Source organism: Terrabacter sp. R4-6 (genome assembly GCF_057529065.1).
The window spans coordinates 2,879,660-2,893,343 of record NZ_CP197224.1 but is presented as its reverse complement, the minus strand read 5'-3'; the positions used below and the strand labels follow the sequence as shown (position 1 = coordinate 2,893,343).

The following is a 13,684-nucleotide window of genomic DNA, read 5'->3' as shown; positions in this document are numbered from 1 at the left end:
CGTCGTCGAGGGTCAGATGTCGACCGTGACGCCTCCGGCGTGCACGACCCGGGCCACGACGGCCCCGATGGGGCCCGAGCGCGGCTCCCCGCTGCCGCCCAGCTCGCGCGCGAAGGTGGCCTCGACGACCTCGGTGACGAGGGCGGTCCAGAGTCGGGCTCGCACGAGCATCGCGTGGTCGGCCCGGGCGACACGCACGAGGGAGGCGTCGAGCCCCTCGGCCTGCATCTGCTCGACGGCCCGGCGGGTGCGGGCGAGGGAGCAGATGACGTCGCGGTCGCCGTGGATGAGCACGGTGCGCCGACCGGCCCCCGGCTGCGGGTCGCCCGGCTCGACCCACGGCGCGAGCCCGACGACGAGGCGCACGTCGGGCTCGTCGCCGACGAACATCGCGACACGTCCGCCCATCGAGTGGCCCACGAGGGCTATCGGCACGCCGGGGTATGCCGCCCGCACCTGTGCCAGCGCCCACCGCGCGTCCTCGACGGGCATCGCGTCGCCGTTCCAGCCACGGACCCGGAAGCGGAGCCGGGCGACGGCCATCGGACCGGGCACCCTCTTGAGGGACCGGGCGAAGGGCACGAGGCGCGCGACGTTGTGCGACCACGGCCGGTTGGGCTCGTGGCCGTCGACGGCGCCGCCGTGCATGACGAGGGCGACGACGGTGGCGCCCGTGGGCCGGGCGTCCCAGACGAGCGAAGCGAACGGCATACCTTCGCCGTCGGCCGCAGCAGGCGCAGCGGGCGCGAGGTCGGCGCTCACACCTGGGTGCGGTGGAAGCTCGCGAACGACCGGCTCGCCGTGGGACCGCGCTGGCCCTGGTAGTGCGAGCCGTAGGCCGCTGAGCCGTAAGGGTTCTCGGCCGGCGAGCTGAGGCGGATGAAGCAGAGCTGGCCGATCTTCATGCCCGGGTAGAGCATGATCGGAAGCGTCGCGACGTTGGACAGCTCGAGGGTGACGTGGCCGGAGAAACCGGGGTCGACGAAGCCGGCGGTCGCGTGGGTCAGCAGGCCCAGGCGCCCGAGCGAGCTCTTGCCCTCGACGCGCGCAGCGAGGTCGTCGGGCAGCGTCACGGTCTCGAGCGTCGAGCCGAGGACGAACTCGCCCGGGTGCAGCACGAAGCTGTCCTCCTCGGGACCGACCTCGACGAGGCGCGTCAGCTCGGGCTGCTCGGCGGCCGGGTCGATGTAGGGGTACTTGTGGTTGTCGAAGAGCCGGAAGAACTTGTCCAGCCGGACGTCGACGCTCGACGGTTGGACCATCGCGGGGTCCCACGGGTCGAGCACGACCCGCTCGGCGGCGATCTCGGCCCGGATGTCCTTATCGGAGAGCAGCACGGGACGAGGCTATAACGCCGCACCGGTTTCGCCCCGACAGTCCCGCCGACAGCCCCCGACAGTCCCCCGACAGCCCCCCGACAGCCCCCCGACAGTCCCCCGACAGTCCCGCGCGACTCTCCCGCCCCGTGGACGCCCCACGGACGCCGCCGGCGACCTATCGTCACGTCATGGACCCCTCGGACCCCTCCGCCGCCTCTGGCACCGGCGCCCGGCGCGCCGACGACGCCCTGCTCGCCGACTTCCACTCCGTCCTCCGCCGGATCCTCGAGTCGCTGCCGGCCGACGACGCCGGACAGCGCCTGTCGGACGCCCTGCGCGAGCACCTCGGGACCCCGCCGCACCTGCTCGCCGTCGTCTCGTCGACCGTGCCACCCCACCGGCTCGTCGACGCGGACATCGCCCTCTCCGAGGTCGCGGGCGCCGACCCGGACGCCACGGTCATCGGGATCGCCGGCGACGCGCGCCACCACATGTCGCTCGGCGACCTCGTGCAGCGCATCCACGGTCCCGGCATGTCGGTGGGCCAGGTCGACTACGACCGGATGCCGACCGGCCCCGGCAAGGACGACCAGCGACAGGTCGTGACGTCCGGGATCCGCCTCTTCCACTTCGACGGCCACCCGGTCGCGGTCCGGCAGCAGGGCATGAACCGGCAGTTCGGGCGCGAGTCCGGGACCATCGAGGTCGTCGCTCGCGACCGCGACGTGTCCGACGCGCTCATGGCCCGTATCCAGGAGCTCATGGACGAGCGGAGCGTCATCCGCGGACAGGTCGTGACCTTCGGCTCTGACCCCTACGGGCCGGGCATGGCCGGCGTGACGTTCATCGAGCGTCCGACGGTCGACGCGGCGGCCGTCGTGCTGCCCGACGGCGTCCTCGACCGGGTGGCCCACCACGTCATCGGGATGGGTGAGCACCGCGAGCGGCTCGTCGCGCACGGTCAGCACCTCAAGCGCGGCGTCCTGCTCTACGGCCCGCCCGGCACCGGCAAGACCCACACCGTCCGCTACCTGCTCTCGGCGACGCCGGGCACGACGGCCGTGCTCCTCAGCGCCGGCTCGCTGCGCTTCATCCACGACGCCGCCAAGGTCGCCCGCGCCCACCAGCCGGCGATCGTCGTCCTCGAGGACTGCGACCTCGTCGCCGAGGACCGGTCGTTCGCCCCGATGGGGGCCTCTCCCCTGCTCTTCGAGGTGCTCGACGCCCTCGACGGCCTCGACTCCGACTCGGACGTCGCCTTCGTGCTCACGACGAACCGCGTCGAGGACCTCGAGGTCGCCCTGTCGCAGCGGCCCGGCCGGGTCGACCTGGCCGCCGAGATCCCGCTGCCCGACGCCGAGGGCCGACGCGAGCTGCTCCGCCTCTACGGCGGGCACCTCTTCGGCGCCGAGGCCATCTCGGCCGCGGCCTCGCGGGCCGAGGGCACGACGGCGTCCTTCGCCAAGGAGCTCGTGCGCCGCGCCGTCCTCGCGGCGGCCGTCGCCGACGAGCCGCCCGGGGACGACCACCTCGGCCACGCTCTCGACGAGCTCCTGTCCGACGCGCAGGCCCTGACGCGCAGCCTCCTGGGCGTCGGCGCCCCGGACGAGGACGGCGTCGCCGTCGACCCCGGTGGTATGCCGTCCGGCCGGCTGCGGTCGCGTCGCCCCGTCATGCTCCTCGGCCCGTCCACCGACGGAGGGATGACCCGCCCGGGACCACCGCCGTGAGGTGACGCAGACGAGCGGGGCCGGGGCCGCTCGCGCGACCCGGGCACACGGCATACGCCCCCGGTGGCGTGCAGGCCGCCGCTCAGCCGGCGAAGGCGCGCACCGGCTGACCCGGCACCGCGACGCGCACGCGGAAGACGGCACCGGCCTCGGGCTCGGGGTCGTCGAGGTTCTCGCGGGACGTCGTGACGTAGAGGTCGCGCAGGTCGTCGCCACCGAACGTGCACGCCGTCGTGAGGCGCGCGGGGACGATGACCTCGGCGAGCACCTCGCCCCCGGGCGAGTGGCAGCGGACGCGGCCCGCACCGTTGAGGGCGACCCAGACGTTGCCGGCGCTGTCGACCGTGAGCCCGTCCGGATGGCCGACGTCGTGGGTGACGAAGGGCCGCCGGTCGGTGAGCTCGCCGTCGACGACCGTGAAGACGTCGGTGCGACCGGTCGGGGTGTCGTCGTAGTAGGCCAGCCGGCCGTCGGGCGAGAGGTCGATGCCGTTGGAGATCGTCACGTCGGGCAGCAGGGTCGTGACCTCGCCGGTGGCGTCGACGCGGAAGAGGGTGGCGCTGCCGGGCACGCGGTCGTAGCCCATCGTCCCCGCCCAGAGGCGGCCGAGGCCGTCGACCCCGCCCTCGTTCATCCGGACGGACGGGTCGTCCCAGAGGTCGAACCACGGGGTGGGTGCGCCGTCCGGCTCGTCCGCGCGCGCCAGCCCGCGCTCGGTCGCGACCACCCATCCGCCGGGCCGGCGGGGCCGCACGAACGCTGCGACGTCGCCGACGTGCAGGCGGTCGACGGAGCCGTCGGCACGCAGGGTCAGCACGTCACCGGCGAGGAGGTCGACCCAGCGCAGACCGCCCCACGTCGGCGACCAGACAGGTCCCTCGCCGTGGTAGCAGAGGGCATCGGTGACCTGCTCGAGCTCGCCCGTGACGACCGGGCCGCGGTCGGCGGCCATCAGTCCCACCACACGCCGACGTAGTGGTGGCCCTCGGGGACGACCGGTCCGTCGACGAGCCACTCCGCGCTCGCGGCGGGGCCCCCGCTCGACTCGGTGTCGGCGTCGATCGTCATGGCGTCGACCTCCTCGGGCAGCAGCGTCGTGATGACGGCCACCCCACTGGCATACGGCCACTCGTCGTCGGGGAAGTCCTGGAACTCGAGCACGTCGAGCTCGACCCGGACGTCGTGGACCTCCGGGTGGTCGCGCAGCTCGAAGAGCACCCGGCGCACCGTGTCGAGCGGCATGTCCTCGGGACGGTTCGGCGCGATGCACCACTCGCAGTCGTTGCCCTCGAAGAACTGCTCGAGGGTGACGGCCACCTGGGCACTCGCCCCACCGCGCTCGCGGACGTAGTCGACGAAGGCGGTCTGCTTGGCGAGATCCATGACGGTTTCGGCCCCTGGGGTCGCGTTCCTGGCACTGGCGCGGTGTCGGCTACACTGACGCCGCGTGCCGCCTTGCGGACCCTTCGCGGGGCACCTCCGGGCGGCCCGTGCGAGCGTAGCTCAATGGTAGAGCGCCAGCTTCCCAAGCTGGATACGCGGGTTCGATTCCCGTCGCTCGCTCCACACGGCACGAGGGCCCCGACCGTATGCCGGTCGGGGCCCTCGTGCGTCACGGCCGTCGGGGCCGTCGGTGCGATCGATGGGGTCAGGGCATGCGGCCCGCGACCCAGCTCGTCGTCCAGATCCTCGAGAGCTGGACGCGCTGGCCGGGCTTGGGCGAGTGCCAGACCTTCCCGTAGCCGGCGTAGATGCCGACGTGGTAGGCCCGACCTCCGGACATGAAGAAGATGAGGTCGCCCTGCTGGAGGTTCGACTTGCTGATGCGGACGCTGGCGAGCCTCTGGGCGTTGGCCGTGCGGGGGACGCCGACGCCGAGACGGGTGCGGTAGGTGTAGTAGACGAGGCCGGAGCAGTCGAACGCCGACGGCCCCGCCGCGCCGTAGCGGTACGGGTCGCCCTGCTGGGCGGCCGCGACCTTGACGGCCGTCCGTCCTCGCGCGGCTCGCACGGCGGCCGAGACGTAGGCGACCGGTTTGGCCTTGATCGTGACGGGCGCGGTGCCCGCGCTGGGGGCCGCCTGGTGCGTCACCGACGATGTCGGGGCGCTACCCGTCCCGACGAGGAGGGCGGCTGCGAGAAGTGGCGTGATCGCCAGGGACTGCAAGGGAATTCGGCGTGCAAGGGTAGAAGTGGGCATGGTGGATTCCTTCCCACGCCTGTGAGGTGAGCTGTCGGGTTCGGGCGGAAGATGCCCGGCCGCTGATGCGGCTTCACCCCAAGGACCGGCTGGCCGGCCCGAAAGTGGGTCCCCCACTCCTGTCCGTTATTGCGTGGCTGCCCCACCGGTGGACAGGACTCGGCGTCCGGTGGGCCGCTCGGGGGAGACCCCGGGCGATGAGCATCCATCGACGGTGACAGACAGGTCACGAAAAGGTCGCGAAACAGCAGATTATGGCAATAGTTGACAGGTCAAATGCCGCCTCGGCGGACATTCGACACATCAGCGGAGGCTGGAGGGGCACCCCCGGGCGGCCCACTGCATACGCCCTGGGGGCCGGGCGGCCGGATATTCGGTGGACCATGGGTACGCCGTGACGCACCATGGACGCTGCTCCGTCGGAGCACGTCAGTCGTCAGCGGGGAGGCCCGCGGAGAGGTGGGTGGCCGTCATGGCCTGCTCAGCGGTCACGGTCCCGCTCCACCTCCCCCACCCCGGCTGACCGGGTCACCCGGTCCTGCCCGACTGACAGGAACAGACCGTGAAACCATTGACGGACAACGAGATCCGCGCCTCCTTCGTCAACGCCTCCCGGCGTGAGGCGAAGCAGGCCACCCTTCCCGCCGACCTCGACCTCGGCGCCCGATGGGAGTCGCTCGACTACTTCGGCTGGGTCGACCGCAGCAACCCGCAACGGGCGTATGCCGTCGTCCCCGTCGACGACGAACCCGTCGGCTTCCTCCTCCGGACCGCAGAGCGGACGCGCAAGGCGAGCGCGATGTGCGCGTGGTGCGAGGACGTCTTCGCGACGAGCGAGGTGGCGCTCTTCGTGGCCCGCCGGGCCGGGGCGTCCGGCCGCGAGGGCAACAGCCTCGGCACCCTCGTGCACGCCGACTTCAGCTGCTCGACGCACGTCCGGCGCCTGCCGAACGGCATGGAGGGCGGCCTCGACCCGCTCGCCCTCGTCGAGCGACGCGTCGAGGAGCTGCGGGCTCGGTCGTCGGCCTTCGCCCGCCGGCTGCGCGACGGCTCGTGACTGCCGGCTGATCTGGAGCGGACCTGAACAGCCCGGCGACGCGCCGCCGCACGTCCGTTTGGACGACGCACCCCGAGTCTTGCTACGGTTGGCGACGCCTCGCAGGCGTAGTTCAGTAGCAGAACAGCCTTCTTCCAGAAGGAAGACGTACGTGCAATTCGTGCCGCCTGCTCCAGTCCAGAAGGGCCCGGTCACCGCGACCGGGCCCTTCTGCTGTCCGAGCACAGGTGCCGTCCGGGCAGGCATGCCGTCCAGCCCGGACCCGCGCGCCGCGTCGGCAGCCGCTCAGCGCGGTCAGCGCTCGTTGCCGCGCCGGTAGTTGCCGGTCGCCCGGGCCAGGGCGTGCTGGACGGCGTCCTCGTCGTCGCCGTCGAGCACCCGGTCGAGCCGGCGGGCCGCGGCGCCGGCGATGACGGCGACGAGCCGTCCCCCGCGGGTCACCCGCACCTGGCCCGAGGCGGTGCGCTGCCAGCCGAAGGGGTCGTCGACGAGGCGGTGGCGGGCGTCCATGGCCCCATCCCAGCGGGTCCCGGCCCGCGGCGCACCTCGTGTGCGCCCCGCCGCCTCGGGGACGGTGGTGTGGCACTCGCACGGGCCCGGCGGCATACGCCCTCAGAGCCGCTCGTGCCGGTCGTGCCGGTCGTGCCGCTCGTGGCGCTCGTGGCGCTCGTGGCGGAACCGTGACCTCTTCCCCTTGCGATCGTTACCCGTCAGTAGCATCATGGAAGTGACCGGCCAGTAACTTGGCGCGCCCGCCGACGACAGTGCGGACGCACGACGAGCGACAGAACGCGGAGGGTCCCCGGATGGGCCACTACAAGAGCAATGTGCGTGACCTCGAGTTCAACCTCTTCGAGGTCTTCAACCGTCAGGACGTCCTCGGCACCGGCATCTACGCAGACGTCGACGTCGACGCGGCCAAGGACATCCTCCGCGAGGTCTCGCGCCTCGCCGAGCACGAGCTGGCCGACAGCCTGCTCGAGAGCGACCGCAACCCGCCCGCCTACGACCCGGTCAGCCAGTCGGTGACGATGCCCGAGTCGTTCAAGAAGTCGTTCCAGGCCTACGTCGACGGCGACTGGGGCAACCTCGACGTCCCCGCCGAGCTCGGCGGCATGGTCGTGCCGGCCTCGCTGCGCTGGTCGGTCGCCGAGATGGTCTGCGGCGCCAACCCGGCCATCCACATGTTCACGGCGAGCTACTCGTTCGCCAACCTCCTCTGGCACCTCGGCACCGACGACCAGAAGAAGCTCGCCAAGCACATCGTCGACCGCGCGTGGCACACGACGATGGTGCTCACCGAGCCCGACGCCGGCTCCGACGTCGGCGCCGGCCGCACCAAGGCCGTGCAGCAGCCCGACGGCACGTGGCACATCACCGGCGTCAAGCGCTTCATCACCTCGGCCGAGAGCGACATGGTCGACAACGTCGTCCACTTCGTCCTCGCCCGCCCCGAGGGTGCCGGCCCGGGCACGAAGGGCCTCAGCCTCTTCATCGTCCCGAAGTTCCACGTCGACCTCGAGACCGGTGAGCTCGGCGAGCGCAACGGCGCCCACGTCACCAACGTCGAGCACAAGATGGGCCTCAAGGTCTCCACGACGTGCGAGGTCACCTTCGGTGAGCACGAGCCGGCGGTCGGCACTCTGCTCGGCGACGTCCACGACGGCATCGCTCAGATGTTCAAGGTCATCGAGAACGCCCGGATGTTCGTCGGCACCAAGGCGATCGCGACGCTCTCGACCGGCTACCTCAACGCGCTCGAGTACGCCAAGGAGCGCGTCCAGGGCGCCGACCTCACGCAGATGACCGACAAGGCGGCGCCGCGCGTCACCATCACGCACCACCCCGACGTCCGCCGCTCGCTCATGCTGCAGAAGGCGTACGCCGAGGGCCTGCGCGCGCTCGTCATCTACACCGCGAGCCAGCAGGACGCCGTCAACCAGGCGCAGGCCGGCAACCCGACCGTGCCACTCGAGAAGGGCTCGGCGGCCGAGGTCGCCAACCGGATCAGCGACCTCATGCTGCCCCTCGTCAAGGGCCTCGGCTCCGAGCGCGCCTGGGTGCTGCTTGGCACCGAGTCGCTCCAGACCTACGGCGGCTCGGGCTTCCTGCAGGACTACCCCGTCGAGCAGTACGTCCGCGACGCCAAGATCGACACCCTCTACGAGGGCACGACCGCCATCCAGGGCCTCGACTTCTTCTTCCGCAAGATCGTCCGCGACAAGGGCCAGGCCCTGCAGCACGTCGCTGGGCAGATCCAGGAGTTCGCCAAGGACCTCGGTGGGTCGCTCGACACCGAGCGCGAGCTGCTCGGCCGGGCGCTCGAGGACGTCCAGGGCATCGTCGGCCACATGATCGGCGACGCCATGAAGAGCGACCCGCGGATGGGCGGCGACACGGCCAACCTCTACAAGGTCGGCCAGAACACGACCCGCCTGCTCCTCGCGGCCGGTGACCTCGTCGTCGGCTGGCTGCTGCTCCGTCAGGCCGAGGTCGCGCAGGCGGCCCTGGACGGCGGTGCGTCCGGCAAGGACGCCGACTTCTACCGCGGCAAGGTCGCGGCGGCCTCCTTCTACGCCAAGAACGTCCTGCCGAAGCTCGCCGCCGAGCGCGCCATCGCCGAGGCCGTCGACAACGACCTCATGGACGTCCCCGAGTCCGCGTTCTGACGCGCACCACCCCTCACCTCGAGGCGCCCCTCCCCACGTGGGAGCGGGCGCCTCGTCGTTCCCGGGCCGTGTGCGCTTGCCGTCCGGCCCGGCATGCGCGGGGCTGACCGGTCGTCGGCGGCTCAGGAGAGAGCCGGGTCGCGCGACGCCTGCTGCCGCGCCGCCCAGGCCCGGGCCTTGGCACGGTTGCCGCAGACGGACATGAGGCACCAGCGCCGGCGGCCCGACGGGTTGAGGAACACCCAGCCGCACCCGTCTCCCGGGCAGGCCGAGACGTGCCCGCCCGCCTCGGACGTCAGCAGGGCAGCGGCGGCCAGCGCGACGGCATACAGCGGCTCGTGCAGGCCGGCGTCGCGCGTGAAGTGCCAGTGGACCAATCCGCCTGTCGCCATGAGCGTCTGGGCCTGTCGGGCCTCGACGGCGAGGGTCGACACGCGCGTGAGGGCCGCGCGCCTGCCGACGCCGACCACGAGGTCGTGGACGTCGCGGCGCAGCCTGCGGACCTCCCGGAGCACCGCGTCGGCCGTCACCCGGTCGCGTCGGGCCGAGCGTCGGAGACGGGCCGCCGCGACCTCGTCGACGAGGCCGCACTCCCGGGCCCAGACGACGAGGTCGTCGTAGTCGTGGAGGTGGTCGACCTGGTCGGTCGCGGCCGCCGCCCAGCCGGCAAGGGTGTTGACGAGCTCGAGGGCGGGGTCGCCGGCGATCCGGAGAGGGAGCTCGCGTCCGTCGACGTCGTACGTGTGCACGAGACGATCATGGCCTGTGACAGCTCGGCCGCCCAACCCGTCTTGTGCAGATAACCGGTTAACCGGTTCGTCGGTCAGGCCAACGACCGCTGGTAGGCCGGGCACAGCTCGACGATCTGGAAGCCGAGATCCTCGTTGATCGAGACCATCCACGCGTTGGTGTCGTCGTTGCCGGTGACGACACGCTGCCGCTCGGGGTGGTCGGCCTGCAGCCGCCTCAGGTTCTCGACCTTGAGGGCCATCCCGAGCCGGCGTCCCCGGTGGTCGCGGTGCACGAGCGTCCCCCACTGCCAGGCCACGCCGGGTGCGCCCGAGGGGAGCATGAGGTCGGTGTAGGCCACGACGTCGCCACTGTCCTCGTGGACCGCGACCGTCGTCAGGCGCACCCGCCCCTGTGCGCTCGTGACCTCGAGGTACTCCCGGTAGCGGGCGGGTGTCAGCGACTCCTCCTCGAACTCGATGTCACCCGTGGGCGCGTCGACGGCGAGCTGGTTCATGACCGCGCAGAGCGACTCCTGCAGGTGCTCGGGCACGCCGCCGACGTGGGTCTCGAGGCGGTAGGCGCCCTCCCAGCGCGGGCGCGCGTGCTCGGCGTGCCGGGCGAGGAGCTCTTCGTCGACGGGCAGCCGGAGGTGGCGCATGATCTCGGTGTTGCTGAGGTGGAAGCCGTGCCGCTCGGCGAAGCGGCGGTAGCCGTGGCCCTCGGACTCCGGGGGCACGAGGAAGTCGACGACCATCGTGACGCGCCCTTCCTCGCGGGCCCGCTCGACGAGCCGCTCGACGAGGGCGGAGCCCGCGCCTCGCCCACGGTGGGCTGGGTCGACCTGCACGTCGAACCACGCCATCGTCGTGTTGTCCGACAGGGGCAACCACAGCGTCGCGACTCCGACGAGGTCGTCGCCGTCGAAGGCTCCCCACATCTCCATGCGCTCGGCATCGTCGACGTGGCGCCACTCGACGAGCGTCTCGGCGAGGGAGGGCGGCTCGTTCCACGGGCGCTCGTGACCCTTGCTGGCGATGATGACGTCGTACGCGCGGGCGCAGACCGCGTCGTCGTGCACGTCGATGAGGGTCGTCTCCATGCCACGACGGTAGGGGGCCACGCGTCGGCGCGGCCATCGAGTTTCCGTGGTACGGGGCGCTCGGCGGTCTCAGATCGTCTGCGCAACACGGATGTCGTGTGGAGGCGGGACGATGGCTGGTGGACTGAGGAGGTATTCGCTATCTCAGCGGGAGCAGGCGTTGGGGCTGCTCGAGCAGGGGCTGTCGGGGCTGGAGGTCGCCCGGCAGGTCGGGGTGGACCGGTTCGCGGTGGCCCGGTGGGCCAAGGTGGCCGGCATGAGGATGCGGATCGGACCGGTCGGTGGGATGGTCAACCCGACCTTGGCGGCGCCGTCGGTGCGCGGTGACTTCACCGACCCGCGGGGCCGGTTGACCGAGGCCGGTCGGGGCCTGATCGCGCTGCGGCTGCGTGAGGGCCGGTGCCCGGCCCGGATCGCGGCCGAGCTGGGCGTGCACCGCTCGAGCGTGACCCGGGAGCTGCACCGCAACCGCGTCGCCGGGGTGTACTCGGTGCGGGTCGCGCAGGCCCGCACCCGCGCCAACCGGGCCCGTCCCCAGCCGCGGAAGCTGGACCGGCCCGAGCACGCCGCGCTACGCGCGGTCGTCCTGCACGGGTTGACCTCGCACTGGTCCCCGCAGCAGATCCAGGGCGAGCTGGTCCTGCGCTTCCCGGACGATGAGTCCATGCGGATCTGTCACGAAACTCTCTACCAGGCCCTCTACGTGCAGGGCCGCGGCAGCCTGCGCGCCGAGCTGGCCCGGGAGAAGGCGCTGCGCAGCGGGCGCACCTCGCGGGTGCCGGCCTCGAAGCTGGCCGCCCGGCCCCGGGGGAAGTCCTGGGTCGGGGACGCCGCGATCACCGCCCGCCCGGCCGAAGCGGCCGACCGCGCCGTTCCCGGGCACTGGGAAGGCGACCTGGTCATCGGCGCCCGCGGCTCCAGCGCCGTGATCACGCTGGTCGAGCGGGCCACCCGGTACCTGATGCTCGCGCGGCTGCCGGGCCGGCGCGACGCTGCCACCGTCACCGACCGGCTCACCACGATGATCACCACGCTCCCGGCCCACCTGGCCAAGACCCTGACCTGGGACCAAGGCGCCGAACTGGCCGACCACGCCCGGTTCACCGTCGCCACCGACTGCACGGTCTACTTCTGCGACCCGCACTCGCCCTGGCAACGCGGCACCAACGAGAACACCAACGGCCTGATCCGCGAGTTCTTCCCCAAAGGCACCGACTTCACCACCGTCCCCGACGAGGAGATCACCCGCGTCGAGCAGCTGCTCAACACCCGGCCCCGAGCCACCCTCGGCTTCCAGACCCCCGCCTCTAAACTCAACGAACTACTCACCGTTGCGCACACGCCCTGAAACCGCCCTCACTCGACGGGGACGGAGCGCTCACTCGCCGGGGGTCAGGTCAGGGGCGCGCGCGGGCGGGTCGAGCGCAGCAGGAGCAGCCCGACCGCCAGGACGACGAAGCCGACGATCGGGGTGACGTCACCGACGAGGAAGAAGACGGGCCGGTTGCCCAGCACGTCGACGCCGACGATCGAGATGATGAGGATCCCGAAGAAGAGCACGCCCGCCGACACCGCGGCGACGGGGTCGACCCAGCCGCGCGTCTCCGGCGAGGCGTCGGCCACCGAGCGTGACCCGCGGTCGAAGCGGACGAAGACGGCGACGAGCAGCGCCGTGACGACGGCGAGCACGGCGAAGAGGATCGGCCGGGTCAGCCACCACTGCCACGACGCGACGGGCGGCTGGACGATCCCGAGCGCGCGCATCGCGAGGAGCACCGTCATGAGCGCCGTGAGGTGCCAGAGGAAGGCGGTCATCGCGAAGGGGCCGGCCAGCACGACCGCGCGCCAGACGCGGGGACGGGCGAGCACACGCGCCATGACCGGTCGCAGCACGACCGCGAGGCCGCAGATGCCGATGCCCTGGGCGAGCAGGGCCGCGGTGGGTGGCGCCATGTTGGAGACGGCCTCGCCGGGCAGCCCCACCATCGAGGTCGGGTAGGGACCGAACGCGATGGCCAGGCCCATCGCACCGAAGCCCACGACGGCCATCACCCACCCACGGCCGGTCGTGAGCAGCCCGTCGCGCCAGGCGAACCCGAGCTGGTGCAGCGCCAGCCACACGAGGGCGAAGTTGAGGTTGCCGACGAGCTCGGGCCCGCCGCCGAAACGCACGACGTCGACGATGCACGCCAGCGCGACGAGCACCACGACGACGCCGAAGCCCCAGCGCCGGTGCAGGCCACGCATGAGCGGGGCGAAGGCGCAGGCCCCGAGGTAGATCCCGACGAACCACAGCAGCTGCGGCACCATGACGAGGGCGTCGCGCGCTAGCCGCCCCGCGTCGCCGGGCCGAGACGTGAGGCCCGACAGGTCCGCGACGACGCCGAGCGCGACCCAGACGGCGAGGAAGGCGAGGGTGGGACGCAGCAGGCGCGCCGCGCGCGCCCGGAAGAACGCGGCATACCGTCCTCGGCGGTCCGGGTGGCGACGCTCGAGCGACTCGAGCGTGTGGGCGTGGGCGACGCCCCCGACGAGGAAGAAGAGCGGCATGACCTGCAGCAGCCAGGTGAGTGGCTGGAGAGCCGGCACCACCGCGAGCGCGTTCGTGATCTGCCCGTCGGTCGTGATCGCGACCATGAGCCAGTGTCCGAGGATGACGACGAGGAGCGAGCCGACGCGGAGGGTGTCGACCCACCGGTCGCGGTCGGCAGGGGTCGCGGCGTCGATGTCGGACGCCGTGCGGGGCGCTGCGTCGGGGTGGGTCCTGCTCACGTCTCATCGAAGCACGAACAGGGGCCCGCGCAGGTGAGTTCTCCTGCTCGGACCGCCACCCGACAAGAGGTGTCGCAACCCCGCCCCACACGTCGAGAGGCCACGA

13 protein-coding genes, 2 tRNA genes and 1 riboswitch are annotated in these 13,684 nt (G+C 72.2%); of the genes, 6 read left to right on the top strand and 9 right to left on the bottom strand.

What is annotated here, in order from left to right; translation table 11 throughout:
• Window positions 1-12 precede the first annotated feature (12 nt).
• Window positions 13-762, bottom strand: a complete 750-nt coding sequence (locus ACSSS0_RS13540) for a serine aminopeptidase domain-containing protein (RefSeq protein WP_487228395.1) — start codon at window positions 760-762, stop codon at window positions 13-15.
• On the bottom strand, window positions 759-1,337 hold the full coding sequence (dcd, locus tag ACSSS0_RS13535) for a dCTP deaminase (RefSeq protein WP_435987409.1): 579 nt from the start codon (window positions 1,335-1,337) through the stop codon (window positions 759-761). The genes ACSSS0_RS13540 and dcd overlap by 4 nt, the downstream gene beginning before the upstream one ends.
• Window positions 1,338-1,507: 170 nt before the next feature.
• Between dcd and ACSSS0_RS13530 the strand changes: the two genes are divergently transcribed.
• Entirely contained in the window at window positions 1,508-3,049 is a 1,542-nt protein-coding gene (locus tag ACSSS0_RS13530; protein WP_487228394.1) for an AAA family ATPase, read from the top strand.
• Between the two features lie 82 nt (window positions 3,050-3,131).
• On the opposite strand, the gene ACSSS0_RS13525 is transcribed toward ACSSS0_RS13530, so the two are convergent.
• Together ACSSS0_RS13525 and ACSSS0_RS13520 are read right to left on the bottom strand one after the other, a co-directional pair.
• The gene (locus ACSSS0_RS13525; protein ID WP_487228393.1) at window positions 3,132-4,001 is read right to left on the bottom strand and encodes an SMP-30/gluconolactonase/LRE family protein; all 870 of its coding nucleotides are present in this window, start codon (window positions 3,999-4,001) and stop codon (window positions 3,132-3,134) included.
• Window positions 4,001-4,432 (bottom strand): hypothetical protein, encoded by a 432-nt coding sequence (locus ACSSS0_RS13520; protein ID WP_487228392.1) that lies wholly within the window; start codon window positions 4,430-4,432, stop codon window positions 4,001-4,003. Before ACSSS0_RS13520 ends, ACSSS0_RS13525 begins: the two co-directional genes overlap by 1 nt.
• Before the next feature lie 109 nt (window positions 4,433-4,541).
• Between ACSSS0_RS13520 and ACSSS0_RS13515 the strand changes: the two genes are divergently transcribed.
• Window positions 4,542-4,615 (top strand) — tRNA-Gly (locus ACSSS0_RS13515).
• Window positions 4,616-4,697: 82 nt separating this feature from the next.
• Here the strand turns inward: ACSSS0_RS13515 and ACSSS0_RS13510 are convergent.
• A complete protein-coding gene (locus tag ACSSS0_RS13510) occupies window positions 4,698-5,141 on the bottom strand; it encodes a C40 family peptidase (protein ID WP_487228391.1) in 444 nt (147 codons plus the stop codon).
• Window positions 5,142-5,250: 109 nt separating this feature from the next.
• Window positions 5,251-5,393, bottom strand: a riboswitch (cyclic di-AMP (ydaO/yuaA leader).
• 418 nt (window positions 5,394-5,811) lie between these two features.
• Between ACSSS0_RS13510 and ACSSS0_RS13505 the strand changes: the two genes are divergently transcribed.
• Window positions 5,812-6,306, top strand: a complete 495-nt coding sequence (locus ACSSS0_RS13505; protein WP_487228390.1) for an FBP domain-containing protein — start codon at window positions 5,812-5,814, stop codon at window positions 6,304-6,306.
• A 101-nt stretch (window positions 6,307-6,407) separates the two neighbouring features.
• A tRNA-Gly gene (locus ACSSS0_RS13500) sits at window positions 6,408-6,481 on the top strand.
• 119 nt (window positions 6,482-6,600) lie between these two features.
• On the opposite strand, the gene ACSSS0_RS13495 is transcribed toward ACSSS0_RS13500, so the two are convergent.
• Window positions 6,601-6,816, bottom strand: coding sequence for a hypothetical protein (locus ACSSS0_RS13495; protein WP_487228389.1), 216 nt, complete (start codon window positions 6,814-6,816; stop codon window positions 6,601-6,603).
• A gap of 296 nt (window positions 6,817-7,112) precedes the next feature.
• On the opposite strand from ACSSS0_RS13495, the gene ACSSS0_RS13490 reads away from it, so the two are divergent.
• Window positions 7,113-8,975 carry an acyl-CoA dehydrogenase gene (locus tag ACSSS0_RS13490; RefSeq protein WP_487228388.1) on the top strand — a complete coding sequence of 621 codons (1,863 nt, stop codon included), beginning with the start codon at window positions 7,113-7,115 and terminating at the stop codon, window positions 8,973-8,975.
• A gap of 122 nt (window positions 8,976-9,097) precedes the next feature.
• Here the strand turns inward: ACSSS0_RS13490 and ACSSS0_RS13485 are convergent, their stop codons facing one another.
• Both ACSSS0_RS13485 and ACSSS0_RS13480 read right to left on the bottom strand, forming a co-directional pair.
• Entirely contained in the window at window positions 9,098-9,724 is a 627-nt protein-coding gene (locus ACSSS0_RS13485) for an ABATE domain-containing protein (RefSeq protein WP_487228387.1), read from the bottom strand.
• A gap of 74 nt (window positions 9,725-9,798) precedes the next feature.
• Window positions 9,799-10,806: a GNAT family N-acetyltransferase gene (locus tag ACSSS0_RS13480; protein WP_487228386.1), complete on the bottom strand. Its 1,008-nt coding sequence runs from the start codon at window positions 10,804-10,806 to the stop codon at window positions 9,799-9,801.
• Window positions 10,807-10,918: 112 nt separating this feature from the next.
• Here ACSSS0_RS13480 and ACSSS0_RS13475 point away from each other — a divergent pair, with 112 nt between their 5' ends.
• Window positions 10,919-12,154 carry an IS30 family transposase gene (locus tag ACSSS0_RS13475; RefSeq protein ID WP_487228385.1) on the top strand — a complete coding sequence of 412 codons (1,236 nt, stop codon included), beginning with the start codon at window positions 10,919-10,921 and terminating at the stop codon, window positions 12,152-12,154.
• Between the two features lie 44 nt (window positions 12,155-12,198).
• Here ACSSS0_RS13475 and ACSSS0_RS13470 read toward each other — a convergent pair whose 3' ends face one another.
• Entirely contained in the window at window positions 12,199-13,578 is a 1,380-nt protein-coding gene (locus tag ACSSS0_RS13470) for an acyltransferase family protein (RefSeq protein WP_487228384.1), read from the bottom strand.
• Between the last annotated feature and the right edge of the window lie 106 nt (window positions 13,579-13,684).